Annotated in this window: 24 protein-coding genes and 2 pseudogenes; 10 read left to right on the top strand and 16 right to left on the bottom strand. The window is 69.0% G+C overall.

The genetic code is table 11. The annotated features are described in order from the left end of the window. Positions 1–42: 42 nt before the first annotated feature. Entirely contained in the window at positions 43–1,305 is a 1,263-nt protein-coding gene (locus ACX25U_RS37755) for an IS701 family transposase (protein WP_454386757.1), read from the bottom strand. Between the two features lie 562 nt (positions 1,306–1,867). Here ACX25U_RS37755 and gvpJ point away from each other — a divergent pair. Together gvpJ and ACX25U_RS37745 are read left to right on the top strand one after the other, a co-directional pair. Continuing rightward, on the top strand, positions 1,868–2,272 hold the full coding sequence (gene gvpJ, locus ACX25U_RS37750) for a gas vesicle protein GvpJ (RefSeq protein ID WP_454386755.1): 405 nt from the start codon (positions 1,868–1,870) through the stop codon (positions 2,270–2,272). A 178-nt stretch (positions 2,273–2,450) separates the two neighbouring features. After that, complete coding sequence (locus ACX25U_RS37745; protein WP_454383449.1) at positions 2,451–3,866, top strand: IS4 family transposase; 1,416 nt, start codon at positions 2,451–2,453, stop codon at positions 3,864–3,866. 544 nt (positions 3,867–4,410) lie between these two features. Here the strand turns inward: ACX25U_RS37745 and ACX25U_RS37740 are convergent. The 5 genes from ACX25U_RS37740 to ACX25U_RS37720 all read right to left on the bottom strand — a co-directional run bounded on the left by ACX25U_RS37740 (position 4,411) and on the right by ACX25U_RS37720 (position 9,358). After that, the gene (locus ACX25U_RS37740) at positions 4,411–4,773 is read right to left on the bottom strand and encodes a group II intron maturase-specific domain-containing protein (protein WP_454386753.1); all 363 of its coding nucleotides are present in this window, start codon (positions 4,771–4,773) and stop codon (positions 4,411–4,413) included. Between the two features lie 175 nt (positions 4,774–4,948). After that, positions 4,949–6,214 carry a group II intron reverse transcriptase/maturase gene (gene ltrA, locus ACX25U_RS37735; RefSeq protein ID WP_454386622.1) on the bottom strand — a complete coding sequence of 422 codons (1,266 nt, stop codon included), beginning with the start codon at positions 6,212–6,214 and terminating at the stop codon, positions 4,949–4,951. 558 nt (positions 6,215–6,772) lie between these two features. Beyond that, positions 6,773–7,621 carry a group II intron reverse transcriptase/maturase gene (gene ltrA, locus ACX25U_RS37730; protein ID WP_454386751.1) on the bottom strand — a complete coding sequence of 283 codons (849 nt, stop codon included), beginning with the start codon at positions 7,619–7,621 and terminating at the stop codon, positions 6,773–6,775. 424 nt (positions 7,622–8,045) lie between these two features. Continuing rightward, a complete protein-coding gene (locus ACX25U_RS37725) occupies positions 8,046–8,357 on the bottom strand; it encodes a hypothetical protein (protein WP_454386749.1) in 312 nt (103 codons plus the stop codon). Then, positions 8,354–9,358: a hypothetical protein gene (locus tag ACX25U_RS37720; protein WP_454386747.1), complete on the bottom strand. Its 1,005-nt coding sequence runs from the start codon at positions 9,356–9,358 to the stop codon at positions 8,354–8,356. Before ACX25U_RS37720 ends, ACX25U_RS37725 begins: the two co-directional genes overlap by 4 nt. 220 nt (positions 9,359–9,578) lie before the next feature. On the opposite strand from ACX25U_RS37720, the gene ACX25U_RS37715 reads away from it, so the two are divergent. Continuing rightward, entirely contained in the window at positions 9,579–11,228 is a 1,650-nt protein-coding gene (locus ACX25U_RS37715) for an ISAzo13 family transposase (RefSeq protein ID WP_454386745.1), read from the top strand. A 448-nt stretch (positions 11,229–11,676) separates the two neighbouring features. Here ACX25U_RS37715 and ACX25U_RS37710 read toward each other — a convergent pair. Then, positions 11,677–12,869, bottom strand: a protein-coding gene (locus ACX25U_RS37710; RefSeq protein WP_454386743.1) for an IS3 family transposase whose coding sequence is annotated in 2 segments (ribosomal slippage) — positions 11,677–12,605 and positions 12,605–12,869 — 1,194 coding nt in all. Because the reading frame shifts where the segments join, the coding sequence is not laid out codon by codon here. Between the two features lie 465 nt (positions 12,870–13,334). Between ACX25U_RS37710 and ACX25U_RS37705 the strand changes: the two genes are divergently transcribed. Next, positions 13,335–13,796, top strand: a complete 462-nt coding sequence (locus ACX25U_RS37705; protein WP_454386741.1) for a hypothetical protein — start codon at positions 13,335–13,337, stop codon at positions 13,794–13,796. Positions 13,797–14,295: 499 nt separating this feature from the next. Here the strand turns inward: ACX25U_RS37705 and ACX25U_RS37700 are convergent, their stop codons facing one another. The 4 genes and pseudogenes from ACX25U_RS37700 to ACX25U_RS37685 form a co-directional block, all read right to left on the bottom strand. Continuing rightward, positions 14,296–15,741, bottom strand: coding sequence for an NF041680 family putative transposase (locus ACX25U_RS37700; protein ID WP_454383905.1), 1,446 nt, complete (start codon positions 15,739–15,741; stop codon positions 14,296–14,298). A gap of 154 nt (positions 15,742–15,895) precedes the next feature. Further along, positions 15,896–16,268: pseudogene (locus ACX25U_RS37695) on the bottom strand (transposase); the annotation flags it as partial. Positions 16,269–16,383: 115 nt separating this feature from the next. Beyond that, positions 16,384–16,584 carry a hypothetical protein gene (locus tag ACX25U_RS37690; RefSeq protein WP_454386740.1) on the bottom strand — a complete coding sequence of 67 codons (201 nt, stop codon included), beginning with the start codon at positions 16,582–16,584 and terminating at the stop codon, positions 16,384–16,386. 1,416 nt (positions 16,585–18,000) lie between these two features. Further along, a complete protein-coding gene (locus ACX25U_RS37685) occupies positions 18,001–18,342 on the bottom strand; it encodes a YciI family protein (RefSeq protein ID WP_454386738.1) in 342 nt (113 codons plus the stop codon). Here ACX25U_RS37685 and ACX25U_RS37680 point away from each other — a divergent pair. The 4 genes and pseudogenes from ACX25U_RS37680 (at position 18,321) to ACX25U_RS37665 (ending at position 20,050) form a co-directional block, all read left to right on the top strand. Next, positions 18,321–18,698, top strand: coding sequence for a transposase (locus ACX25U_RS37680; protein WP_454386736.1), 378 nt, complete (start codon positions 18,321–18,323; stop codon positions 18,696–18,698). The two genes, ACX25U_RS37685 and ACX25U_RS37680, sit on opposite strands and share 22 nt — an antisense overlap. 455 nt (positions 18,699–19,153) lie before the next feature. After that, a complete protein-coding gene (locus ACX25U_RS37675) occupies positions 19,154–19,474 on the top strand; it encodes a hypothetical protein (protein ID WP_454394853.1) in 321 nt (106 codons plus the stop codon). Beyond that, positions 19,375–19,605 (top strand): annotated as a pseudogene (locus tag ACX25U_RS37670) (replication-relaxation family protein); the annotation flags it as partial. The gene ACX25U_RS37675 and the pseudogene ACX25U_RS37670, both read left to right, overlap by 100 nt. 19 nt (positions 19,606–19,624) lie before the next feature. Beyond that, the gene (locus tag ACX25U_RS37665; protein WP_454394852.1) at positions 19,625–20,050 is read left to right on the top strand and encodes a hypothetical protein; all 426 of its coding nucleotides are present in this window, start codon (positions 19,625–19,627) and stop codon (positions 20,048–20,050) included. A gap of 113 nt (positions 20,051–20,163) precedes the next feature. On the opposite strand, the gene ACX25U_RS37660 is transcribed toward ACX25U_RS37665, so the two are convergent. From ACX25U_RS37660 to ACX25U_RS37650, 3 genes are all read right to left on the bottom strand, one after another. Further along, the gene (locus ACX25U_RS37660) at positions 20,164–20,613 is read right to left on the bottom strand and encodes a hypothetical protein (protein ID WP_454386734.1); all 450 of its coding nucleotides are present in this window, start codon (positions 20,611–20,613) and stop codon (positions 20,164–20,166) included. A gap of 174 nt (positions 20,614–20,787) precedes the next feature. Continuing rightward, positions 20,788–22,650 (bottom strand): twin-arginine translocation signal domain-containing protein, encoded by a 1,863-nt coding sequence (locus ACX25U_RS37655; RefSeq protein ID WP_454386732.1) that lies wholly within the window; start codon positions 22,648–22,650, stop codon positions 20,788–20,790. A 1,077-nt stretch (positions 22,651–23,727) separates the two neighbouring features. Beyond that, a complete protein-coding gene (locus tag ACX25U_RS37650) occupies positions 23,728–24,285 on the bottom strand; it encodes a dihydrofolate reductase family protein (protein ID WP_454386730.1) in 558 nt (185 codons plus the stop codon). A 391-nt stretch (positions 24,286–24,676) separates the two neighbouring features. Here ACX25U_RS37650 and ACX25U_RS37645 point away from each other — a divergent pair, with 391 nt between their 5' ends. Next, on the top strand, positions 24,677–24,850 hold the full coding sequence (locus ACX25U_RS37645; RefSeq protein WP_454386728.1) for a hypothetical protein: 174 nt from the start codon (positions 24,677–24,679) through the stop codon (positions 24,848–24,850). Positions 24,851–24,874: 24 nt separating this feature from the next. After that, complete coding sequence (locus tag ACX25U_RS37640; RefSeq protein WP_454386727.1) at positions 24,875–25,147, top strand: hypothetical protein; 273 nt, start codon at positions 24,875–24,877, stop codon at positions 25,145–25,147. On the opposite strand, the gene ACX25U_RS37635 is transcribed toward ACX25U_RS37640, so the two are convergent. Together ACX25U_RS37635 and ACX25U_RS37630 are read right to left on the bottom strand one after the other, a co-directional pair. Then, positions 25,122–25,718 carry a nucleotidyltransferase family protein gene (locus ACX25U_RS37635; RefSeq protein ID WP_454386725.1) on the bottom strand — a complete coding sequence of 199 codons (597 nt, stop codon included), beginning with the start codon at positions 25,716–25,718 and terminating at the stop codon, positions 25,122–25,124. The two genes, ACX25U_RS37640 and ACX25U_RS37635, sit on opposite strands and share 26 nt — an antisense overlap. Before the next feature lie 110 nt (positions 25,719–25,828). Next, complete coding sequence (locus ACX25U_RS37630; RefSeq protein ID WP_454386724.1) at positions 25,829–26,332, bottom strand: hypothetical protein; 504 nt, start codon at positions 26,330–26,332, stop codon at positions 25,829–25,831. Positions 26,333–26,885: the final 553 nt, after the last annotated feature.

Genomic DNA, 26,885 nt, shown 5'->3' with positions numbered 1-26,885 from the left:
TGGCCAGCAGGGCCTGGAGCTGGCGGAGGACCGCGTAGAGGGTCAGGCCGGCGCAGGGACTTTTGGGTCGAGCCGTAGCAGGGTGCAGAACGCCTGCGCCAGTGCGGCGAGGGTGACATGCCGGTGCCAGCCGTGGAAGCTGCGGCCCTCGAAGTGGTCCAGGCCCAGGCCGTCCTTCAGCTCGCGGTAGTCGTGCTCGACTCGCCAGCGGATCTTGGCGATCCGCACCAGCTCACGCAGCGGGGTGCCGGCGGGCAGGGTGGACAGCCAGTAGTCGGTGGGCTCGGCGGAGCCCGGCGGCCACTCGGCCAGCAGCCAGCACTCGGGCAGCGAGCCGTCGGCGCCCCGGCGGATGGTGCGGTTGGCCGGCCGCACCCGCAGCGCCAGAAAGCGCGAGCGCATCTCGGCGCGGGGGTTGTTCTTGGTGGTCCTGCTGCCCTGGCGCCAGGTGACGGTCCGCGCCGCGCCGCGTCCGGCGGCCAGGGCCAGCGCGCGCAGGGTGGTGTGCGGTGTGGGGTAGGCCGGCACGGGCGGGCGACCCCGGCCGCTGTAGGGCGGGCGTTCGGGGACCGCATCGCCGGGGTGGGCGGTGGTGGTGGCCTTGACCGCGACCGCGTAGGCCAGGCCGCGCTCGGTCAGCCCCTGCCGGAAGCCGGTGGCATCCCCGTATCCGGCGTCCGCGACGACCGGCAGGCCGGGCAGCTCCCACTCCTCGCGCATCTCGTCGAGCATCTGAAGGGCCAGGCGCCACTTCTCCCGGTGCCACTCGGCCTCGGGGACACCCGCCCTGACCCGTCGCCTGCGGATCGCCTCGGCCAGCAACGCGTCCTCGCCCTGCTGTGCGTCGTCCCAGCTCTCGGGGAGGAACAGGCGCCAGTCGACGGCCGAGGAGGCCCAGTCGGACACCAGATTGACGCTGACCCCGATCTGGCAGTTGCCGCGCTTGCCCAGCGCGCCGCAGTACATCCGGGCCACACCCGGGGAGTCATAGCCGTCCTTGGGGAAGCCCACGTCGTCGATGGCGTACGCCTCGGGCGCGATGTGCGCTGCCGCCCAACGCGCCAACCTCTCCCTGACCTTGACGTAATCCCAGGTCGAGGAAGAAACGAACTGCTGGAGCTGCTGGTGGTCCACCCCCAGGCGCTCGGCCATCGGCTGCATCGACTTGCGCTTGCCATCCAGCATCAGCCCGCGCAGGTACAGCTCGCCCTTCGCCCGCTGGTCCCGCCGGGCCAGCGAGCCGAGCATCTCCGCCGCGAACGCCTCCAGACGCGGACGGACCTGTTCCATCTCCTCAGGTGTCACACCTGGCAGGAGATCACAACCCCACTCCCGCTGGGACAACCGGGCCACCTAACAAAGCACTACTAGTGTGCTGCGCCGCAAATCATGCGGCGCAGCACACTAGCTGCTCGGGCTGATCTGCGAGGCCGGTCCGTACAGGATGCTCGGGCGGATCTCCGGCTGGCCGACGTAGCCGCAGGCGTGCGGGCAGGGCACCCACTTCCAGGGCTGGGCGTACGGCGCGCGCGGGGACTCGCGGGAGCGGTCGGGGTCGTCGGTCGCGCAGCGCCGCTCGACGCGGATCGTGGCGGCCTTGATGCCGGTGGCCTCTTCGATCTCGCGGGCGGTGTAGAGGGGCAGGGCTCCGGCTCTGGGGCCGGGTACTCGACATGGTCACGGACGAACGCGGCGATGGCCACCCGTCGGCCAACGCTGCGCTCTCATTACCGCACATTTGTTTGATCCGGATGGGTGGGGTCACTCGGGGAGGTTCGCTGGTGGCAGTCGTGCCTGTGGATCTCATGCGGATGCGGTCGTCGGGCTGGGGTGATGGGGCCATGGACAGTCGAGGGAGCTGGTCAGGGTGAGTGTGGTGGCAGCGCAGGGCGGGGGAGGTTCCAGTGGCCTGTACGACGTACTGGAGCTGGTTCTCGACCGAGGGTTGGTGATCGACGCGTTCGTGCGGGTCTCCCTGGTCGGAATCGAAATCCTGAAGATCGATGTGCGGGTCGTGGTGGCGAGCGTGGACACCTACCTGCGGTACGCCGAGGCTTGCAACCGCCTGGACCTGGAGGCAGGGCCGCGCAAGCCGGTCGGACTGCCGGAGATCGTCGGCGGCCAGCTCACCGGTTCCGGCAGTCAAGCCAAGACGAAGGGGGCGCTGTCCGGCGCTGCGGAGGCCATCGCCGATGCCTTCCAGCAGGCGCGCGACGAGGGCCGCGAGAGGGAGGCCGCCCGGCCGCGCCACCGCCGGGACGAGGAACGATGAGCACCTACGTCTACGCCATCATCCACAGCTCACACCCCGTCGCCTGAGTGAGTAGCTGTTCAACGCCGCTGCGTTAGGGATCTTGAGTCGTTGGCAACCCCTGCCTGAGCAGCAGGAACGGGACCCCTGGTAGATCAGCTTGTGTCGAGCAAGGTGATCATCAAGTCCGGGAGTCCCGTTGCTGGAGAAGTCTGTCATCACGCGCACGATCGAGACGGCCGGGGGTGTGTTCGCGCCGGGGCACCTGGGCGAGTTGACGCAGATCGTGGACTTCGCGCTGGTGGACGCGGTGCTGGCCGAGACCCGCGCGGTGCAGCGGCGCATCCGTCTGCTGCCGGCGAGGGTGGTGGTGTACTTCGTCCTCGCGCTGGCCTTGTTCGAGGACTGCTCGTACCGGGCGGTGTGGGACAAGCTCACCGCTGGTCTGGCCGGGCTGCCGGTAGCGCGACCGCACTCCTCGTCGCTCTCGCGGGCCCGCCGCAGGCTGGGCGCGCGGCCGTTGCGGGTGTTGTTCGAGACGCTGGCCGGGGCCGTGGCCGCGAGAAATACGGCAGGGGCTTGGTGGTGCGGGATGCGCACGGTCGCCTTCGACGGCACCAGCCTGCAGTTACCCGATCGCTCCCCGGTCACTTGCCACTTCCCCAAGCGCAGCGGCCAGGAACGTGAGTTCGGCTATCCACTGCTGCGCCTGGTCACCCTGGTCGAGACAGGCACCCGCGCTGTAATCGCCGCCGCGTTCGGACCCGAGAGCGACGGTGAACTCGCCTACGCGAGGCGACTGCTGGCTCATCTGGAGGCGAAAATGCTGGTCCTGGCGGATGCCGGTTTCGACGCGGTCGCTTTCCTACGTGACATCCATACCACCGGGGCGCAGTTCCTGGTGCGCTCCTCGGCCAGCCGCCGCCCCCTCGTCCAGCGCCGTCTGCCGGACGGCTCCTATCTGACCCGCCTGTCCGGGCCCTATCGGGCCGGACACGGCTACGGCATGCTGACCGTCCGCGTGATCGAGGCGTGGATCACGGTGACGCTGGCGGACGGAACCGTACGCCGTGAGCAATGGCGGCTGGTCACCAGTCTCACCGACCCCGCCCGTCACCCCGCCGAGCGCCTGGTGTCGCTGTATCACGAGAGGTGGCAGGCGGAGACCACGTATGCGAGCTTGAAGGCGACCCTGCTGGACGGCCGCGTCCTGCGCTCCGGGCATCCCGCCGACTTGGATCAGGAAGTCTGGGGCATCCTTACCGTCTACCAGGCCCTGATCCGCACCGCTGTCGACGCCGCGGCCCACCGGCCGGGCCTGGACATGGACCGGCTCAGCTTCACCGTGGCCCTGAACGCCGCCCGCGACCAGATCGTGACCGCCTCCGGCGTTTTTCCCCACGGTCCCGTCCGTCTGGTCGGAGCCATCGGCCGCGCGCTGCTGGACAACCTGCTGCCAGCCCTTCGCCGCCGACGCATGAAAGCCCGCAGCCTCAAGAGCCACAGCAAGTACGCCCCGAACGTCGGCAAGCACCCCGCCACCGCCCAGAACTACACCCTCCACACCGAGATCACGATCATGGAGAAGGGGCTTGCATCCCGCTCACATCGCTAAACGCAGCGGCGTTGAGTAGCTGTTGTCTTTTCGATCTTGAACGGTGACGGTCGAACGCAGGTTCCCGGCCAGCGTCGGGCGGCTGACGGCACCGTCCATCCGGCTGGCTCGGCAGCATGAGGCCATGGACGATGCGAGCGAACTAACCGAGGCCGAGGTGAACGACCTGCTCAGCGACGACGACCATAACGCCGGATGGGAAGACGCCGAGTCGTACGAGTGGACGCGCTGAAACCACCTGGGTCAGGGGAGCCTTCTGAGTGTCAGTAAGGGACCGTGCCGATGCACCAGGGGCCCATGAACTGGCGGGGAGTCGGCGTGATGCCGGTCGTGGGCGCCGATTTCGTCGGGCACGGGGTTCTCGCCCTGACCGCCTGCGCCCGCGGACACGACCACCCGCCCGGGGCCCTGCCCGTCCGACGCGGCCCCGGCGCCGCTCCGTGTCCCCTGCCTCCACAGACCGCATCACCCCGTCCTAGTAGTCGGGTCGCCCGGGGGAATCTCACCCCCGGGCTCCCACGGAACCGTACGTGACAGTCTCCCGTCATACGGCTCTTGTCGTTCTGGGCCTCGCCCCTGCCGGGGCCGTCCAGGTCCAGTGAGCGAAGTACTTCGGGCGCCGCGTATGGCCACGGGCCAGCCGCCGCAGGGCCTGTTTCATCCCCACCCGGTACTTCTTCTGGATCCACCGCAGCAAGTAGGTGTTGATGCGGTGGAGCAGCGGATACAGCGCTGAGCGGTAGAAGCGCCCGTAGTAGTTCATCCATCCCCTGACCACCGGATTGACCGTCCGTGCCAGATCAGATGACTCCTGCGCGGTGCGCCGGTGCAGTCTCCAGGACCGCACTGTCCTGCTCAGCCTCTTCAGGGCTTGATTACTGATGGCGGGCAGGAACGCGGCGAACATCACCCCGTGTCTGTCCTTGGCACCTCGCGGCCGGAACGTGAACCCCAGGAACGTGAACCCGGTGACCGGAAACCGGCCCCGACGGTTGTCGTCCTTGCAGTGTCGGGTAGCCCGGGGGAATCTCACCCCCGGGCTCCCACAGATCCCGGCGTGACAGTCTCCCGTCACCGGGCTCCTACCATCCAGTCGGATGAAAACGGTGTGTCCATGCCCAGTGCGCGAACAGACCCGGGGCAATCTTTGTCACCCTGATCCACCACGCTTTCAGACGTTTGAACCCACGCAACCGTCTATATTTCTTACGGGCCCAGCGCAACAGGTAGGTGTTGATGCGCTTGAGGAGTGGAATCATCTGTTCTCGGTAGAACCGGCCCCAGTAGGTCATCCAGCCTCGCACGATCGAGTTGATCGCCTTCGCGAGGTCTATCAGGGTGTCGTTGGGCCGCCGGTGAAGCCGCCAACTGCGAACCTCCCGGCCTTTCTCGATCAGCTTCTCCCGACTCATCGCAGGCTGGAACGAGGTGAACCTCACCCCTTTCCGCTTGTTGTGCGCCCTGCGGGGACGAAAGGTGTACCCCAAGAACGTGAACGAGGTGTTCTCGAACTCACCTCGCCTGTTGCTGTCCTTGCAGTACACCACCTTGGTCTTGTCCGGGTGAAGTGTGAGCCCGACTTCGACCATCCGCTGACCGATTGCGTCTCGCAGCATCTCCGCCTGCTGCTTGCTGACGCAGTGCACCACTCCGTCGTCCACGTACCGCTCGAACCGAACGCCCGGAAATTTCCGGGCCATCCACATGTCGAACGCGTAGTGGAGAAAGAGATTGGCCAACACAGGCGATACCGCAGAACCCTGGGGAGTCCCCCGGGTCCGCTCGTGCAGGGAACCGTCGGCGTGCTGTATCGGTGCAACAAGCCACCGCTTTACATACAGCACCACCCATGGTTGGTCAGTGTTTGCCTCAACCGCCTTGACCATCAACTCGTGGTCCACGCTGTCGAAGAACTTTTGGATGTCCAAGTCCAGCACCCAGTCGTTCTCCCAGCAGCGCTGCCGGCACGTCCCCACCGCGTCCAGCGCAGACCGGTTCGGCCGGTATCCATAGGAATCCGGGTGAAACCGCGGCTCCACCCTCTTTTCCAGTTCCATGGCCACCACTGTTTGCGCGATCCGATCCGCCACGGTGGGCACCCCGAGGACTCTGACTCCGCCATGGGGTTTCGGTATTTCCACTGCCTTCACCGGGGGCGGAAAGTAACTCCCCGAGGACATGCGGTTCCACACCCGATAGAGATTGTTCTTCAGGTCGGCCTCGAAATCCTCGATCGAGCACCCGTCCACACCCGGAGCCCCCTGATTGGCCTTGACTCTCTGATACGCCTCCCACACAAGCCACTTGGCGATATAGAACGGCTTTTCTTTCGACTTCGGTTCGCCCACTCGATCCCTCCCAGAGTTCTCTGGTTGCCCGAACGAACTTCCCACGGACGGTCCGACCCCTTCGCTCCCTCTCCATTACAGAGCCTTCGTCACTACTATGGGCCGGTCCGAATGCCGATCCCGCGACGGTACTCAATCCCTTACGGTTCTGGCCGCTTGAGACACTCCCTCTCGCGCCCGCCCATTCCCGGACGGACCCAGTGTCGGGACCAGCCTTCCCACGTTCCACGTGAAAGCCGCAGACCGGGCTCGCGTCGCCTACATGCCGGGCACCGCCTGGCCAGTAACCGGGTGTCCGCCAGACTTATCCTGGAACCTCGTACGCGCCCCAGTTTTGATGCCGACTCAAACCAATTTCGACACTTCAGCAGCGATTCGCTTGCGCTCGCCTTCCCGATCCCCACCTGACGCCTGTTGCGACGCCTTTTCCTCATCGCTCACCACGACGGTCTTCAAACCAACGCAGCATGAGGCGGTTTAACGCCACCCCCCGAAGGGCGACGTTGAAGGGCCAACAATCCTTCATCTCCCACGCAGCAGCACGGAGTTCAAGGTCACCTACCTACATGCCGACCTCTCCCTCTGCGCGCGTGGCACACACACGATCCGGGTCTTGTCCGGATGCAACTCCAGACCGACCTCGGCCATCCTGGACCGCAGCGCGGCCAGGACCCGTTCCGCTTCCGCCAGGGTGCGGCAGTGCACCACCGCATCGTCGGCGTAACGCTCGAACGGGCAGCCCGGGTACTCCCGGACCATCCACGCGTCGAACGCGGAGTGCAGAAACAGGTTCGCCAGGACGGGCGACACCGCAGAACCCTGTGGCGTGCCCTCCACCCTTTCCGTCGTGGACCCGTCGGGCAGACGCAGCCCCGCGGCCAGCCACCGCTTGACGTACAGCACCACCCAACGGGCGTCGGTGTGCGCCTCGACCGCAGCCACCACCTTGTCCCACGGGACGGTGTCGAAGAACTTCCGGATGTCGAACTCGACCACCCAGTCGAACCGCCAGCACCGCTCCCGGCAGGACGCGACGGCGTCCAGAGCCGACTTGCCCGGCCGATACCCGAAGGAGTCCGGGTGGAAGATCTGCTCCACCCGCTCCGACAGATGTCCGGCCACCACCGTCTGCGCGACCCTGTCAGCGACGGTGGGCACCGCCAACACCCTGGTGCCACCCCCGCTCTTGGGGATCGGCACCGCTTTGACGTCCGGCGGGAAGTATGTGCCCGAGGACATCCTGTTCCAGACCTTGTACAAGTTGTTCTTCAGGTCCTTCTCGAACGCCTCGATCGACACCCCGTCCACCCCGGACGAGCCCTTGTTCCCTCTCACCTTCACCCAGGCGTCCCACACCTCCTGCTTGGAGATGCCGAACGGCTTGGCCGACGCTTTCAACTCGTCCATCCCGCTCCTCCCGGAGAACTTCCGGTTGACCGAACAAACCAGTCACGAACGACCCGGCCCCTTCGCTCCACCCCGATTACCGGGGCTTCCCCACTACTACGAGCCGGTCCGCCGGCGCGCCGCGCAACGGTACTCAGCACCCGGCCGGAGGGCTTCCGCACCGGGTTCTCCCTGTCGCCCCGGCCGCTGAGCCAGGGCAGTATCGCGACACGCCTTCCCACGTTCCGTACGGAAGCCGCAGACCGGGCTCGCGCCGCCTTCATGCCGGACACCGCCTGGCCAATAAGCGGTCACCCGCCAGGCTTGTCCCGGGATCCTGAAGTCGCAAGGCATTGGCGGATGGAACATCAACCGCGTGCTGGGACGGGAGCAACTGCCTGAGGACGGTATGGGCAGGTGGACGCAGCGGTGGCGGCAAAGCGGCCTATCCGCCTGCGATCCATCGCACCCCCGCGACCACTCCCAGCAACAGGGCCGGACCTATCCACCACCACCGCATGACCCGTCGCACCGACGGCACCACCCACAACGTTGCCGCCGCCCCGGCAGCCCCGATGGTGAGGACGCACGACAGAACGATCCCCGAGTACGCGTCGTCGTCCCAGGGACCGGAGGGACGGATGGTCAGTGCCGTCCAGCAGAAGTAAGCGGCGATGAGGGTGAGCAGGATGAGTGGTACGGCGAGGACCAGGCGGAGGCAGCCGCGGTCGTCGTCCACGTGGGAAGGGTGAGTCATCGGCGCAGCGCGCTCCTTGCCTGGTCCAAGTTGTTCGTGAAGCCACGGCCGTAAGCCCGAGCATCGTCGGTCTGCCAGTACGGGCCGCCGTTGTAGCGGGATGCGAGCTCCTGATACTGGGCGGGCGTCATCTCCTCCGCCGGCACATTGGCGAACTCGCTCTCCGCCTTGAGTTGGGCCAGGTACTCCGAGGCGATGAAGATGTTCTGCGCGGGATCCTGGAGGGCCTCCTCCACCATGCTGCGCTGTTGGTCGGTGAGGTGGGCGGGGTCGTAGCCGAGGACCTCGGCGCCGCGTCGCACCTGGATGGCGATGGGCCCCATGGAAGTGTTGTCGGGATCGCCACCGAGACGCCAGGGCAGGCTCTCCGGCGCGATCGGGCTCAACGGGGAGTCCGCCTGTTCACGGATGGTGTCGGTGATGTCGTCGAGGATGCCGGGCTGTCCGCCGATCTCCTGCCAGGCGATCCCCGCGACCATGTCCGGCGGCAGCCCCGAGTTGCGGGCCGCAGCCCTGATGATCTCCTTGTTCGCGGCGATCCAGTCGGCGCGCTCCTGGGCGTTGGCGGGAGGGCTCCAGTAACTGTCCTTTGCGCCTGGGAGGTTGGCGACCTGGAGTCGGATGTCGCGCAGCGTCGGGGAGACGATGTCGGTCCCGGCGGTGGGGAAGTAATCCTGCTTGGGACCGCTGCCGGGCAGCCGCGTCAGCGGGTTCGTACTTGCCTCGGCCGCCTCTCGCCGCAACTCGGCGATGGCCGGGACGATGTCGACGCGGTGGATGAAGCCCATGCGGAAGTCCGGCAACAAGTCGTACGCCTGCTTGAGCTGATGCACGCAGATCTCGCGTGCCTCCTGCTCGGTGGTCCTGGCCAGATGGAAATCGCCGCCGGCGGCGTCGTGCAGCCGGTTCGCGTCGTCGCGGATGTCGTCGACGTCCATGGTGAGTTCGGCGAAGAAGTCCATGACACCGGTGGTGGCCCGCATGTCCTCCCACTGGCGCATCGGCTCGGCCTCCTGGGCTTCGCGGGTGATCGCCGTGCCCTTGGTGTGGATCAGTTTCGCGAGGGCCTGCTCGTTCGCCTTGCCGTTGGAGTAGTGGGCCTTGGCGACCTCCAGCGCGAACGCGTAGTCGCGCAGGGCGCCGGCGGCTTTGTCGTACCCTTGGAGCTGTCGATTAATAACTCCTTGGTTTCTGAGGGCTGTTGGCCCGTAGGATTCGGGTGTGTCGGAGGGGATCGAGGCGGGGCTGGCGGAGGCGTTCGGGCTGTTGCTGCCGCATCTGGACGAGCGGCAGCGACGGCTGGTGCTGGGGGCCGCTGCCCGAGTGCGGGGGCACGGCGGGATTCGCCTGGTGGCGAGTGCTGCGGGGGTGGCGGAGTCGACGGTGTCGCGCGGGCTGCGTGAGCTGGAACGCGGTGAGGAGCCCGATGGCCGGGTTCGGGCGGCGGGCGCGGGCCGCAAGCAGCTGCGGGACGTTGATCCAGAGCTGGTGCCGGCCCTGCTGGCGCTGGTGGAGCCGGACCAGCGGGGAGATCCGGAGTCGCCGCTGCGGTGGACGGTGAAGTCCACCCGGGCCCTGGCCGCGGAGCTGTCCCGCCAGGGGCACCGGGTGGGCCACGACACGGTGGCCGCGCTGCTGAAGGCCGAAGGATTCTCCCTGCAGGGCACCTCACGCACCACCGAAGGCGCCCGCCACCCGGACCGGGACGCCCAGTTCCACTACATCAACGACCAGGTCAAGACGTATCTCGCGGACGGGCAGCCGGTCATCAGCGTAGACACCAAGAAGAAGGAGACCCTGGGCAACTACGCGGTCGCCGGGCGCGAGTGGCACCGGGCCGGGCAGCCGGTCCGCGTACGCGCCCACGACTTCCCCGAGAAGGGAGCCAAGAAGGCGGTGCCGTACGGGATCTACGACATCGGCGCGGACGCCGGCTGGGTGTCGGTGGGCTGCGACGGCGACACCGCCGCCTTCGCCGTGGCCACCCTGCGACGCTGGTGGGGCGGGGAAGGACGACACCGCTACCCGCGTGCCGCGCGCCTGCTGATCACCGCCGACGCCGGCGGCTCCAACGGCTACCGGGTCCGCGCCTGGAAGAGCGAGCTCGCCGCCTTCGCCCACGAGAGCGGCCTGGAGGTGACCGTGTGTCACTTCCCTCCGGGTACTTCAAAATGGAACAAAATAGAGCACCGGCTGTTCTCCCAGATCAGCATCAACTGGCGCGGCAGGCCCCTGACCAGCCATGAAGTCGTGGTCAGCACGATCGGCGCGACCCGCACCCGCACCGGACTGGCCGTCCACGCCGAACTCGACCCCGGCGCCTACCCCACCGGCGTCACCGTCCCCGACGACGTCATGGACCGCCTCCCCCTCAGCCCGCACGACTGGCACGGCACCTGGAACTACACCCTGCGCCCCGAACCCCTCGCCCCGCCGCCTCCGGCACGGCCCGCCGAGTTCGGCCGCTTCCCCGCCGGCGACAAACTCCCCACCTGGCTGCGCCACCCCAGCCTCACCGGCCTGGAGCCCCCGGCCTTCGATGACCTCGCCGCCCGCTACCGCGCCTGGCGTGCCGAACATCCACCGATCCTCCTTCCCGGAAAGCGTCCCGACGGTGGCCCCGGTGCCGGCGGCAGGCGACTCTCCGCCGCCGACCAACTCGTCGTCTTCCTCCTCAAGAAACGCTGGTCCATGACGAACGCCGTGCTCGCCGAGGCGACCGGCCTGAGCAAGAGCAGGATCGGCGCGACCCTCTGGGACGCAACCCCGGTACTCACCGCACTCGGTCACACTGCCTCCACCGGCGCCCTCACCGTGACCACGGCACAACAACTTGCCGCAATCGCCGGGCACGATCTCGCGAGCTCATGACCCGCACCAAGATCAAGGAGTTATTTATCAACAGCTCCCTGACCAGCCACTTCAAGATGGCGCAGCTTCAGTCACCACCGACGGCACCTCCCAGGCCACTGGTCCCCGCCTCATGGCCCAAACGAAGAAGGCCAACACCGTCCTGGCTGACGCTGTCACCGCCTTCGCCTGGCGACCCGTCACGGCCACCACGCTTCCCGCCCTGGGCACCTTGTGGGGCCCTACCAGCAGGGGGTACGGCGTGATCAAACCGGCCACCGTTTTCAACGGCGGTGATCCGACCGGACTGGTGACCGGCGTTCGCTGGTCTTCCTGGGGAAGCGAACAAGCCGGAGTGACCGAGGTCAGCAGGTCGTCGCCTTCGCTCTCGCAGACTGCCGGGGCACCCACTCCTACCGGGCAATCAGCTTGAGCTGCCCCGACTTTCGTGGAGTCCGCGATCGTGTGATCAAGCGGTCTGCGGGACTTGCTCCTGTCTCGTCCAGTACGCCTGTTCGTACTCGTCGGGGGGCACGTAGCCGAGGGCGGAGTGGAGCCGTTCACCGTTGTACCACGCGACCCACTGGAAGACGGCCCGCTCGACCTCGTCGAAGTCCCGCCACGGCCCCTGATGGTCGATCAACTCGGCCTTGAACGTGCCGTTCAGGGCCTCGGCCATCGCATTGTCGTACGAGTCCGCGACGGAGCCGACCGACGCGGAGGCGCCGACCTCGGCGAGACGCTCCGTATACCGAATGGACACGTATTGCGACCCGCGGTCGCTGTGATGGATCAGGTCGGCGTCTTTCTTGATCTTCTGCCGCCACAGCGCCATCTCCAGCGCGTCCAGCGGCAGGTCCGCGCGCATGTGGGTGGCGGCCTGCCAGCCCACGATCCGGCGGGAGTACGCGTCCAGGACGAACGCCACGTAGACCCAGCCCGACCAGGTGCGGATGTAGGTCAGATCGGCCAGCCACAGCTGGTTCGGCCGCTCAGCGGCGAACCGGCGGTTGACCAGGTCCGGCGGGCGCGGCGCGGACGGCTCCGGGACCGTGGTGCGGCGCCGCCGGCCACGGATGACGCCCTCGATGCCGAGCTCGCGCATCAACCGCTCCACCGTGCACCGGGCCACCTGGTGTCCGGCACGGACCAGCGCGCGGGTGACCCGGCGGGCGCCGTAGGTGCGGCCGGAGTCCTCCCACACCGCCGTGACCAGCGGAATCAGCTCCTCGTCGCGGAGGCGGCGGGCCGACTTCGGCCGCGTCTTACGGGCGAAGTACGTCGACGGGGACAGGTCCAGCACCCGGCAGACGGGATCGACCCCGAGGCCCTTGTCGCGCAGATGGTCGATCACCTGCTCGGCCTCGTCCGGGGACGGTCGATCTCCTGGGCAAAAAACACGCTGGCGGCCTTGAGGATCTCGTTGGCCCGCCTCAACTCGGCGTTCTCCTTGCGGAGTTCCTTCAGCTCGTCGCGTTCAGCACTGGTGAGGCGGTCGTCGCGCTCGCCGGCGTCGGCCTCAGCCTGGCGGACCCAGGACCGCAGAGCCTCCTTGTGGATGCCGAGCTCGCGGGCGACGTGGGCAACCGGGCGTCCCGTCGAGCGGACCTCGCGCACGGCACGCTCACGGAGTTCATCGGGGTATTTACGGGGTGCTGGCACTGCTCGTGGTTCTCCTTACGCCTGGAAGCGTAACCCAGGCTTCAGGGACTCCACGAAGATCAGTGCAGCTCAGCTGGTACTTCCCCGGCAAGGGCGGAACCTTCGACTCGAACAACTACATCAACATCTGCACAGGCAGGTACGTCCGCAACCCGTGAACCCAAGCCGCCCGTGAGTGGCCCGGCCCGGTGACGGTGCGCTCGTCTGTCCGGTCTGAGCCCCGGCCCAGGTCCCGCAGCGCGTCGGCGTGGCCCGCGGCCACCGCCTGGGCCGCATGCGTACCTCGGGCTGTGACGAGCGGGCCCAACTCCCGTGGTGTGTCGAGCGCGCCAGGGTTCTCCGCCAAACCTGCGCCGCGCCCGACGACTACGGCACGGCACACTCCGTGTCCAAACTTGACATTGACATGCCATACACCATGATTACCAGAATCAGCCCGTCGAGACGGCATCACAGGAGGAAAATTTGATCAAGAACAAGCTTCGCATCGCAGCCATCGCCCTCCTAATGCTCGGGGCGAACGGCCTCACCCTCGCGGGCCCGGTGTCAACGGCTCATGCGGGCGCGTTCGGGACGGTGGAGAACAGGCTGCCGTCGAGCTACACCGTCAAGACTGCCCGCTTCCTGAGCGACGGCGCCAGCAAGTGCAAGATCTGGAACCCCAGCGGCGGAAATGACGGCAGCGCCAACGTGGTCCGGGCCACCTGGAACTGCAACACCAGGTGGCTCCCGTCCGGGAAGTCCAGCGACAGCGAATTCGGCTGGTTCTACGACGCGGACGGCGTCATGGTCGAATCGAACTACATCTACCAGGACGGCAGTTGGGCCCAGTCCCCCACAGCCTTCATGTGGACACGCTTCCACGACTACGACCGGGTCATCTGCGAACTCGACTACTACGGCCGGCCTCACTGCTACACCGCATAGCCTCACACGCTCCGCTGAGAGGCGACAGTGGGGGGACGGGCCGTGGGCTTGACCCGTCCCCCGGTCCCCGATCAGGGGGAACGGGGCATGCCACACACGCCGAGCAGGCCCCCTGCCATGGAGGATGCTTCCGCCCCCTGGCACTACATTCGGTTCACTCATCCGCCGGGGCGTATCGCCGAGGCCGAGCGCGAAGGCCGGCTCGGCGAGATCGAAGGACTCCAGGTCAGCCTCGCAGGCGCCCTAGCCGCCGTCGGCCCAGACCAGGCAGATGTCCCGGTGCATGTTCCGCGGCCGGGTCAGCAGGCCGGTGGCCGCTTCGCGGTCGCCCACGTTCGCGGCGGTCACGGCTTCCGGCATTGCTCGGTTAGATTCGCATCCCCGAGCTACCTCGAGGCCCTGTCTTCATGCGCGTACAACGGGAAGATCACCCCGGCGGGAAACCTGTTCGACCCGCACGTTCCGTGATCGGTTGAGATACGGCTTCTGAGCTTGACGTTTAACCTCGCTGGGCTTGGTGTTCCTTGATCGATTCGGCGCGTTTGACGGTCTTGCCGACGTCGTGGCGCCTGGCCCGTTGCTTGTTCTTCGAGCCCGGAGGCCGTCCAGGGCCTGGTCGGGACGGTTTCGGCGCGCTTGCCGGGCGGGCTGCTGTCGCGCGGACGTTGCGAAACCCCCGGCGGACCCGGGCGGGGGTGAGACGGCGGGGTTCCGCGGGCCGTTCCCAGGGCCGGCGGAGGTCCTCGGCGAGGGGCCGGGCGAGGCGGAGCTGGGTGTGTGCGGCGATGATCAGCCAGGTCCACAGGTCGGCCGTGTCGGGATTCCTGACCTTCGGGGCGGTCCAGCCCAGGGTCTGTTTCATCAGCCGGAAGGTGTGCTCCAGGTCGAAGCGGCGGAGGAACGACTGCCACCAGCGGTCCACATCCGCCGGTGCGGCGGCGGTGGCCGAGCACCACAGCCAGACCGGTTTCGGGTCGCGGTCACCGGGCAGGTGCTCGACTTTCAGGCGGATCAGCGTGCCGTGCAGGACGGGGAGTTCTTCCTTGGCGTGGTTCAGCCAGGGTCCGCGGTGGGTGAGCCGGGGGTGCATCCGGTCCCAGGCCGTCGCGGTGGCCGTGCCGTAGCGGGTGGTGTCCGTGGCGGTCGTGACGTCGGGCTCGTGCCAGCTGTCGGGCTTCTTGAACGTGAGGACGCCGCCATGCCGACGGGGACGCCCGCCTCGGGGACCCGACCGGGCGGGGCCGGGGTCGCGGAGCATGACGCGGTCCGAGCGCAGGCGCCCGACCAGCACGACGGGCAGGTCGGCGAGAGCGTGGGTCAGGTAGGCGACGTCGTAGCCGGAGTCCATCACGATCAGGATGTCCGGATCGCCCGGTCTCCAGTGGCCTGCGCTCGTCAACCGCTCGACGACATCGCGGAGTTGGGCGGCAGTGACGGTGGTCGCGTCATCGGCCGGGCCCAGGCGGACCGCGTCCAGCAACGCGACCCAGGAGGTGCGGCCGGACTCCAGGGCCGCGACGAAGGAGTAGGGCCAGCCGGGCACCAGCTGGTCCGAGCTGCGGTCGCCGCGTCCGTAGACATGGCAGAACAGCCGCTCGCCGCTGGTGGGAGCGTCGGGCCGCAGCCAGTGCGACACGTCCACCGCGAGCACGATCCGTCCGTCGGCTGCTTTCGGCAGCGGCAGGCCCGCCAGCGTGCGGCGCAACCGTGTCGGCTCCAGCCAGCCACGGTCCAGGGCGGCGTACAGCGCGCCATGTCCCCGCCGGTGCTCGGCCGCCAAGGAGAGCTCGACCAGGGTTTTCACCGGCCCGTCCGCGCACAGCACCGCGTCGGTGAGCTCGAAGAGCGCATCCGCGCGGCTGTACAGGCACTCGTAGAACTCGACCCGAAAGCGGGACAACAGGCCCAACGCCTCGCACGTGGGCGGATCGACGGGCAGACTCATGGGCAGCGGCCGTTCTCTCGCACTTCGTTACTCGACATCTCGAAGCGTGGCGAACGGCCGCCCTGCACATGCCCGGATCTCGCTGATCTCAGCAGGTCGAGTGACCAGCGACGTTAAACCTCAAGCTGAGGCCCAGTGCCTGACCTGGTAGGGGTATCCCGGCCGCGGTGCGGCGTTCGGGATCAGTGCACCAGGAGTGTTCGGGGAGGTAGAGCCGTCGGTCGATCAGGGCCCGTCCCCGGCTGGTGGCCAGGGCGAGGAACACGTCGACCTGGGCGTTTTCGATACGTCCCGCGGTGTCGGTGTACTGCCTCTGCACGCCTGCCGAGGCCCGGCCCTTCTCCACAAAGCCGGTCTCGTCGACGACGAGAACGCCGCCGTCGGTGCCGAGATGGTCTGCGGCGTAGGCACGCAGGTCGTCGTGGACGGCATCGGCGTCCCAGCGGGCATAGCGCAGCAGGCGTTGTATCGGCCCGGGCTGCGGCACGGGGCTCAACTCGTCTGGATCTGCCCGCGATCCGGGCCATGACCTGATCGAACATCGCCAGCCAGCGGGCAGGGTCTACGCTTGCCGACGCGGCTTCGTACGACGGCATCGCGCCAGCCGAGGCCGTTACGTCAGACCTCCACGACCGTGCACCGTCAGCCTCGTGGGCGCCGCTCCTGTCGGTATTTGGGATGCCGGGCATGTGGCTGTGCAAGCACGGACAGCGCGCGGCTCAGAGTGGCGGCCTGGCCTTCCAGCCGGGCAGCGTCGACGAGCTCGGCCGCCGGCACAGTGCCGCCCGCCGTCATCTCCGTGATCTTCCGTGTGGCGCCGGCGGCCAGGATGTCCATCGCCATACGCCGTGACACACCTCGAGCGCCGGGCCGCCGACCCACGGGTACGTCGTGACCCTCGGCTCAAGCCCGTCGTCGCGGCGCCACGGGCGGGCCAGTACCGGCTCGGGCATGTCGCCAGTGTCGCTCACGCGTTCGACGGTACGCCCCGACTCCACCGAAGGAGAGCGCGAGGGCGCCACGCGGCATCACGGGCCCGGCGACCTGGCTGGCCGTCGGGCCGAGCGGCCTACGGGAAGGTCAGCTGTTGAGGCGCGTCAGGATCTTCCGGCGGCTGCCAGGTGGAGGGCGGTGCGTCAGGTGCGTCCCGGTTGGTTCGCAGCCACCATGCGAACTGCTAGTTGCGGCAGGTGCGGTACAGGTACTGGTTGCGGCGGCGGGCGAAGGCGGGTATCGAGTGCTCGCCCCATCCGGTGATGGGGCGAGCGTTTTCGAGGGTGACCTGCAGGCCCCGCACGAGGGCGGGGCCTTCCCACCGGTGGCCCTGGGCGTATTCGAAGGCGGCACTTCCCCCTGGTAGGTGGACATCCTGGACACTGGACTGTGAGGTCCACCTACCAGGGGGAAGTGCCCACCGTGTGCGGCACCCACCTCGCCTACATCGACGCCTCCTGAAAAGACCGCACCCGGACCGCTCCGGAACCTGCACCACACCGACCAGCCAGTCGTCATCCCGTCGCCACCGTGATCGCGTCAGCACCATGGCACCGACCACGGCATCACTCCAGAACAACCGCCGCAGACCTGTCCCGTGACGTCCGATTCAGCACGGTGACAACCCCACTCCCCTTCGCAGCGAGAGTGGCGGTGCCGGGTGCTGAGGAGGGACAGCTGCGTCGCGTGTATGAGGGGCGGTGGGTGGTAAGCCGTGCCTGGATTCGGGAGTTGACGGGTGCGTCGGCGGCGACGGCGGCCCGCTGGTACGCCCAGCGGCAGCAGCAGCCGGAAGACCGGCGGCATCCGGAGGTGGTGTGCACGGTGGAAGGCAGGCACTACTTCGACCAGCAGGCCGCCGAACCATTCTGGGCCGCCTGGCAACAGGACATCGGCACCGGCCGATTGGGCGCAGCCGGACGTCGCCGGGGTGATGGGCTGGGGGCGAACCGGGGCGGGCCGGGAGCAGCGCGAGCGGACCGTCGCGGTCGCGCTCGAGGCACTGCGCACGGCGGGCGGGCACCGCCGCGGGCTGGCCGCGCAACTGGCCCGTGAGCACGACGGTGTCCCCCGCAGCCGGCAGCGCGCCGTGAACGAGGCCCGCGAGCGGTACGAAGCCGAGCAGGGGGAAAGTCTTCCGCAGGGGCATCGTGACAGGCTCTGCGGCCGCTGCGCCGCCCTGCCCGCCCACCTGTTTCCCGGACTTCTCCGTGCCCTCGTGCCGGCGCCGCGCTCCCGCCGCCCCCGTCACCAGGGCGCGGCGACTCAGCCGGCGGGATCGTACTGGAACGCGCGCACCTCCTGCGCGCACCGGCAGGCAACCGCGATCTTCGCAGCCCATTCCAGTGCCGCCTCGCGGGAGGGCAACTCCAGTACCGCGTAGCCGCCTTCGAGCTGCTTCGTCTGTGGGTACGTACCCTCGGTCACGGTCCCGTCCCCATCGACCATGACAGGCGGAACGCTCTCGTCGATGCCACCGCCGAACACCCACACCCTGGCGTCCTTCGCCTCCTCCACCACCGCGTGCGCCGCATCCGAAACCGCCTGCAGATCCTCGTCGGGAAACACCATGGCACCACTGGGGAATGAGATCAGGTACTTCGTCATCGCGTCGACTCCTTCTCCGCACGTCAGGGATCGGACCCATCCTCGCCGACGCGAGCGCGCAGCAGCTCCGATCCGCCTACCACGAGAAGGACCTGCCCGAGGGGAGGCCGATCGCCGAGAAGGTCGTCGACACGTTCCACAGCTGCCCGATCCCCGAGATCGCCCGGCTCGGCCGCACACCACGCCGGTGGCGGGACGCGTTCCTGGCATACGTCGCGACCAGCCGCGCGAACAACGCCGGCACCGAAGCCATCAACGGGATCATCGAGCTGCACCGTCGCCTCGCCCACGGGTTCCGCAACCGTCACACCTACCGGCTACGCACGCTCCTCGCCGCCGGCGGACTCACCCCATGACCCCCACCGAATGTCCGAAGAGCCTGTTTCCCTGGCGCGCCGGGCCCCTGCCCGGCGCGGAGCGCGCAAGGCCCCCGCCGACGCGCAACGACACCCCCGAGGGCGCCCGATCCCCCAGCCGCGCCGACCGCCGGCCACAGCCCGCCCCACCCTCCTTCCTTTCCTGTTCTGAGGTCGGCTGCGAGAGGCGCACAGGGGGACGCCGGGCCCCCGACCACGGCCGGACAGGCGTGGTGACCTGCGGATACGCCACCCAGGGCGCGGCCGCGCGCGGACAGTTGTCGGACGGGTTGTCGGCGGGGATATCGGTCTGGTCCAGGGTGGTGTTGTCGCATCGAGACCGCGGTCGGGTCCTCGTGGCCGGTGGTGTGGTCGGACTCGTCGGCTGGTCTGGCTCGTACACGCGGCGCTGGACAGGGTCGGCGCCGCACCGTATGGGAGGAGCGGGACGGGCGATGGCGGACGTGGACGCGGGCGGCGGGGACCGGATGGCACTGGCGGTGCTGGCGCAGTACCGGATGGCGACCACCGAGCAGATGCACCTCATCCTCAATCCCCAGGTGCGGATCGAGCAGACCCGGCGCCGGCCGGCCAAGCTGCGCACCGAGGGGCTGGTCGACCGGATCACCCTGCCGCAGGCCGGCGGACCCGGGTGTGGTTTCCCACCCGGTACGGGGTGCAGGTCGCGTGCGAGTGGCCGGAGCTGCGGGGGCGGCGACCGCCAAGAACGGTGTCGGACCGGACCGCGGCGCGGCTGCGGGTTGGGCACGCGCTGACCGTGACCGAGACCGCACTCGCCTTCCTTAAGGACGCGCGGCACCGCGGCGAGCTGTGCCGGCCGCTGGACTGGATCCCCGAGGTCTACCACCCCATCGGGGGCGGCGAGGCCGTCATCCCCGACGCCCTCTTGTTCTACCGGCGCGGCCGTGAGGGCGGCGAGGGAACGATGCTGCGAGCCTTCGTGGAGGGCCGGCCGGGCCACCACGGGCCCCGAACGCCTGGCCGCCAAGCTCACCTCGTATGCCCGCCTCTACCCCTACGTGCCCGCGCCCGGCAGGCGGCAGCGGCCGGCCGGCGCGGAGCCGTTGCAGGAGGAGTGGCGGCGGCACTACCCGCTCTTCCCGCGGCTGCTGTTCGTCCTGGACGGCACCGGACCCGCTGGCATCCAGACCCGTATCAAGGCCCTGCGCGCGGCCGCCGCGGACCCGGCGCCGGTCGGCTTCCTGCGCGACGTCCCCGTGCTGGCGGCGCCGCTGGTCGACGTACTGCAGGGTGGCCCTGCGGAGCCCGTGTGGCGCCCGGTCCGGGACCCCGGCAGCACCGTCAGCTGGGTGCACTCCGCGCCCCTGTAGACGCCCCGCGCAGCCCCTGCCCGCCCTGGCGTAGCCGCTGCCCACCACCCCGACCACAGGCCCAACCACAGCTGGTCACAGCGTTGCCCAGCCAGTTGGCCTGACAGTGCCAGCTAGGGTCTGTGTGATGTTGTGATCAATCTTGCTGATCCGGATCCGCCTGTGCCGGGGCCCCGGCCGTCGTCGTACGTCTCCGTGCTGACCTGCTGGAACTGCTGAACTTCGGTGTGCCCCTGCGCAGCGCATCCACACGCGGCGAGGACAACGGGACCGTCGTCTATCGGCGGTCGGCCGGCGAGCTCTTCCTGCATGCTCGCCATCGGCTTGGATGGCGCTTCCGGGCCGCGGCCCGAACCGAGCGGGAACCAAGGGGAGTTCAGGTGACCGAAGTCCGGTCCAACGACCGGATGCACGAACTCGGCGTCCTTCAGGAAGGCGCTCCGCTGCTCACCGAACCGGCCCGCGCCTTCGACCTGCCCGCGGAACGGGACGCTGCCGAACAAGCCGCGGACAGCCTGTTCGCCGCCATGGAACGCATTTGCACAGGCCCGCACCTTCGCCAAGGGGATGGGCCTCGCCGCGCCCCGGATCAGCCTCGGCCGCGCCGCCGTGGACCGCAACCGCCAGAGGCGTCGCCCGCGCCCGCACCCTGCTACGCGGCGCCCGGCCGTCCCACCAGCGGCGTAGACGCTGGTGGGACCGACTGCGTCCCGAAGACGCTCCGCGGGAAAACCGCGTCAGCGCACGCTTCGTGCCGCGGGGATGCCTCCGTCGGGGGTGTCGCGGAGCAGCCAGACGGGGTTGGACAGGGCGATGGCGCGCCCGGTCCGGTCCCGTACCTCGACGCGCACGAACCGGGGCGCCCTGGTGTCGATGGACAGGTCGACGAACCCCTGGGCCCACGAGGACGCCGGGATGTCGGTGAAGGTGGTGCCGGGTTCGGGCTTGGCCGCTCCGGCGAGGTCGACCGTGCCCTGCACGACGCGCACGAATCCGTCGGCGGGAAGGCCCGTGAGGATGGCGCGCACGCTACGGGTCGCGGCCGTCGACGTCGTGACGGAGCCCATGGGGGCAGCCCCGTCGACGAGGAGGTCGACGACGCCGGAGAAGCGCGCGGGGTCACCGAAGTAGACCTGTCCGGCGGCCAGCGCGGCGAGCAGGTCGTCCAGGTCGCGGCTGGGTGCGTGCGCCCAGGTGACGAAGTTGGATTCCTGGCCGAGCCAGTTCTGGCCGGAGTGGTCGTCGCTGACCCCGGTGCCGGTGAGGAACAGCGCGTTGCGCGAGCAGACGTCCCAGAGCTGTGAGTGCCGGTCGAGGTCGACTCCGCCACGGCTCGGGTAGCCGACCTCGAGGATGTCGCAGCCCATGGCCCGGTCGGCGAGGACGGTCTTGGCGACCGCCGCACGGAGGGCGTCCTGCCCCGCGGGCGGGAGTTCGGCGGGGCGGCCGGTGCCGAAGGGGTGGTTGTAGGAGGCGAGGCCGCCGGTGGAGTGGATCATCTGGATGACGGCGAGTGCGGCTGCCGGGTCGGGGTCGGCGACCGGCCGGGGTTTCGTGAACGTGGGCATGGTGATCCTGGGGCCGTACCAGTTGACGTGCGTGGGCTTGATGAGGGAGACCTCGAGGCCCTGGTACTGGCGCACCGCGGGGAACCGTGCGGCGTAGCCGGCCATCACCGCGGCCTGCACCTGCAGGGAGTCGTCGGCCGAGCGTGCCGGGCGGGAGATGCGCAGCAGGTCGAACCAGCCGTCGACGGGACGCTCCTGCTCGCTGACCGCGCCGAGGGTCAGGGAGAGCATCGCGGCGTCGCGGTTCTCCAGGTCCGGCCAGAACCTCGCGATGTCCTCGGCCGGGGACATCCGCAGCGTGTTCCACCGTCCCTGCCGGGCGGGCAGGTGTACCACGGCGTTCAGCCCGGACCGGCTCCGGGACTTGCCCTGGGTCCCGTCCACGAGGTAGGTCAGCGTGTACTTGCCGGCGGGCCGGCCCGCGGTGGCCGGACGCCAGCTCGTGGTGACCACCACAGCGAGACAGGCGTGCGGCGACACCTCGGCAGGGAAGACGTCGACCTCGATGGTCTGGTCGTACAGCGACCGCTGGGCCACGGTGTTCGCGGCGCTCGCCGAGATCCTCACCGCCGCCGCGTCGCGGCCGGCCGAGGTCGCCGAGAGCCGTACCGACCCGGGCGTGGACGCGTCGCCGGGGGAGGCCATCGCCTTGTCCCACAGGACCTGCGACGACGCGAGGGTCCCCTCGCGCTTCTCGGCCCACGACCATGCCACCCCGTTCACCTGTTCCGCGGGGCCGTCCATGTGGACCAGGTTCGGATAACCGTGCTCGGCCATCCGGAAGTCGTGCTCGGTCCACCACAGCACGTCGATGCCGGCGCGGGTCGCCTGGTCGAGGTGGCCGTGCATGCTGGCGGCGCCTTCGCTCCAGGAGGCGTGGATGTGCATCGCCATGGACACCGGACGTGCGACGGCGCCGTCCGTGGTGGCCGCTGCGGCAAGAGGCTGGGGCCCCAGCGCAAGACGCCCGGCTCCCAGGGCAGTCACCGCTGCCGTCGTCTTCAACACATCGCGGCGTGATATCGGACTCATGCTCCACCGTTCCTCAACTGTCGGACTCTGAGCCTGAGGGTGGCCAGTGCAGGTGAAGCAGATGTGATCACGCGAACAAGCACACCCCAACACTGGCGGCCAACCGACCGAGCGATCCCCCGCCGCGCCGACCACCAGCCCCAGCCCGCCCCACCCTCCCTTTTCTTGTCCTGGGGGTCGGCTGCGAGAGGCGCATAGGGGGATGTCGGGCCCCTGACCGCAACCGGACAGGCCTGGTGACCTGTGGACACGCCGCCAAGGCGCGTTCACGCGCGGTCAGTTGTCGGCGGGGATGTGGGCCTGGTCGGGGGCGGTGTTGTCGCATGTCGTGGCCCGCGCGCTCGCCCCCGGCCTGGAACGCCGGGGGCGGGGCCGGATGCCTCGCGTAATCCATGTCGTTGAACCAGGCCGCGAACCCGGAGCGCACCGCGTCCGTCACCGCCTGGCCGATCAGTTCCCTCGCCTGCCCCACGCGCACGGTCCCACCGTCCCTTTCCCTCCCGGTCCCGGCCTCGCCCGCCGGGGGCCCGCATCCCCGGTATGCCACAACCCGGCACGACGCGCCCGGAAAACCGCACAACACTACCCATCAGCTGCGGCAGGCCTGGACACGCTCGACTGGTTCGACCATCCGCCGGGCGCGTCCGGTCATGGCTGATCCCCCGGGGGCCCGTGGTGTGTCCGGGCCATGCTGGTGAGCGGGTAGCGCTCGCCGGGCCGGCGCGGGTGTAGCGGTGGCAGACTCGCGGCGGCGCTGGACGCGGGCCGCCTCGATCGGGGTCGGCTGGTCATCCGAGGACATCTCCGGCTCCGGGAACGCCCGCCGGCTCAGCTCGCGCATCGCCCTGGTTCTGCCGATCCACGGCCTCCGCGATGCCCGGGTCCACCCGCCTCTCGGGGGCGGCGGCCAAGTGCGCGGCCAACTTGTGAACGGTCCTCTGCACTGACCGTTGACCGCTCCGGGTGCTGTTGTCACTGGGCTGGTGCCACCAACGCGCTGGCGCCCCGCTCCTCGCCTGCGGCTCGGTCTCGCCTGCCCCGGCTCGGCCGCCGGCAGGTGAGACCAACCGGTGCGGCTCAGCGGGTCCGGTAGCGCGCATAGATCAGTCCGCTGTCGAAGGTACGCTCCTCGACCAGCTCGAGATCGAGGCGCACGCCGTCGGGGAAGAACCGCTTGCCGCCGCCGACCACGCTCGTGGTGATGAACAGGTGGTACTCGTCCACCAGGCCGGCCGCGATCGCCTGGGCCGCGAGGTTCGGGCCGTCGACGGTGAGGTCGTGATCAGCCTCGGCCTTGAGCTTGCGCACCGCTTCCGGGTCGAAGGTCCGCTCGATCCTGGTCTTCGCGCTGGACACCGACTCCAGCGTCGTGGAGTACACGATCTTCTCCGCGGCCTTCCAGTCGTCCGCGTACTGCAGGATGTGCGGCGGCACGTCGGGCGCGGTGTGCACGGTCTCCCAGAAGACCATCGTCTCGTACATCCGCCGACCGTAGAGGTACGTGCCCACGTGGCGGAAGACGTCGCCGATGAAGGTATGCACCTCCGGGTCTTCGGCACCTGTGCCGAGGTCGCCCTCCGCCGCCTCGGCGTAGCCGTCGAGCGAGGTGATCATCGAGTAGATGAGCTTTGCCATGCGTCTCCTCCGGGTACGAGCGCGTCAGTCTGCCAGCGGTCCTGCAGGCTGTGACCTCCGCACGACCCGGAACTCATCGATCGGCTGGCCGGCCGGTTCCGTCAACCGTCAGATCCCGGACGAAGCGCACCTCGTCGGCGGGCTGCCCGCGCAGTTCCGTGCCCTGGCCACCCGCTACGCGAAGCGAGTGGCCTACTACGGCATCGGTGCTGGCCGCCGCTCGCGCCTCGACCGCCTCTCGAACGCCGCTCGATTGGCCACAACGCACTCAGCGGGATGTTCTTCGCGGCGACCGGGTCCGGTAAGACAATCACGGCCGCGTCCGCGCTGGAGTGCACAGAGCCGGTAGCGGTCCAACTTGGTGTGTCGGATGCATGAGGGGCGGTGGGTGGTGAGCCGTGCCTGGATTCGGGAGTTGACGGGTGCGTCGGCGGCGACGGCGGCCCGCTGGTACGGCCAACGGCATCAGCAGCCGGAAGACCGGCGGCATCCGGAAGTCGCATGCGCCATCGGCCGCATCAACTACTTCGACCAGCAGGCCGTCGAAGCGTTCTGGGCGGCCTGACAACAGGAGGTCGGCACCGGTCGGTTGGGCACCGCGGAGCGCCGGCCCGGCGACGGGCAGGGCGCCAACCGAGGCGGGCCGAGCCGGGAGCAGCGCGAGCGGGCCGTCGCGGTCGCGCTCGAGGCGCTGCGCAAGGCCGGCGGGCACAGCCGCGGGCTGGCCGCGCAGCTGGCCCGTGAGCACGGCGTGCCCCGCAGCTGGCAGCGTGCCGTGAACGAGGCCCGCAAGCTGTACGAAGCCGAACGAGTCGGTAGCGAGGCAGGTCCGGATATCAACTCGGCCACGGCAGGACTGTGAGCTCCGGCCACTCGTCCTTCCAACGCGCCGCCTTGGTCTCGTAGACCTCCCGCGGGGCAAGCACCGGATTGGGCCGAACGACGAGGTTGAACACGTCGGAGAGCCCGTGAGGTGCATAGACGCGCCATCCTCCATCGGGTTCCAGGCGGACGCCCAGGCAGCACGTCGTCGCGGCGAAGCAGTCGATCGCGGCCTCGGTGGACTGGTGCGGCGGACAGGGCACCCCGAACTTCTCCTCATACCAAAGGTGCACGCGGGCTTCGTTACGGATCTCCACCTCGGCCGACAGGCCGGCGAGCACTCCCTGACCCGTCTTGATCACCGCGTCCTCTGCTTCCCAGGAGAGGTCGTTGCCGTCGAAGTAGAAGACGTCGTAGTCCTTGATGCCGTTGGTCGGGGGCCTGCCGGTGACCACGTTCCACACCGTTTGGAACAGGCAGCCCGCCGTCACGTACCAGCCGGGCAACTCCAGTGCTGCCGCCCTGGTCATCACGTCGGTCAATACCTCGTTTTGGGAGAGCACGGACCACAAGCCGTCGAGTTGCTCCATGAGAGGAAGTCGGCCAAGCATCCGCCTTGCCTACCACGATCACTGCCAGAGCATCACGGCCGGGCCTCGTTCGAACTCCTTCGGACCCGCATCCTCATACAGCCGTGATTCCTGCGGCACCTCGTCCAAGGTCATTGCCAGAAGTCCGCCCCATCCCGCCCGCTCGGGTCCATGGTCGAGAGGTCTTCATGCAGACCCGAGAGGGCTCGCCCGGTCGGGGCGCCGTCTTCGCCCGACTCCATGACGATCCAGCCGACATCGATCCCCGACACGTTCACATCGCTGCCGGAGTCGAGCTCGTCGAGCGTCGCGAACACCGCTTCATAGGCGACGGCTCGTGCCAGGCGAACGAGATCCTCTTCGTTCGCCCCAGCGGCAAGGAGCCGTTGCGCGGCCGGAAGCTGATCGAACGCACCCGGATCGGCCCAACCGTCGATCGGACCACGCCACAGGCTTCGCAGCAGCACGAACCGCGCGAGATGCGGAAGATCCTCGCAGATCTCCGACTTGGCCCAGTCGTCGGCATCGGCCGCGCCGAGTGCTTCGAACCGGGCACGCAACGACTTTGCAGCCGACCTTCGGCGCGCGTCCAGACCGTTCAGCCAGGCCTGCCACTCGGATGGGGAATCACTCACCGCGACAGCATGCCCCACGAGCCCCACTGCAGGACGATCCACCGGCACCACCAGCCGCCGCCGCATACGGCGCAGCCGTTCACGGAACTGATGCTGCTGGTGATCTTTAGACCGTCAGCCTTGTGAACATAGCCAGCTGTCGCTGCGCCCCGCCCACCCGTTCCTCTGGCGTGCCGGGCCCCGCCCGGCACGGAGCACGCAAGGCCCCGCCGACGCGCAACGACACCCCCGAGGGCGCCCGATCCCCCGCCGCGCCGACCGCCGGCCACAGCCCGCCCCACCCTCCCTCCCTTTTCTGTTCGGGAGTCGGCTGCGAGAGGCACACGGGGGGATGCCGGACCCCCGACCACGGCCCGGCAGGCCTGGTGACCTGCGGACACGCCACCCAAGGCGCGCTCACGCGCGGACAGTTGCCGGACGGGTTGTCGGCGGGGATGCCGACCCGGTCGGCGGGGGTGTTGTCGCATCGTGACCGCGGTCGGGCCTTCGTGGTCGGTGGTGTGGTCGGGGTCGTCGGCTGGTCTGACTCGTACACGCGGCGCCGGGCAGGAGG

The sequence above is a fragment of the Streptomyces sp. JNUCC 63 genome, assembly GCF_054366325.1.
The sequence above is the reverse complement of the archived record's forward strand: the minus strand, read 5'-3'. Positions and strand labels throughout refer to the sequence as shown.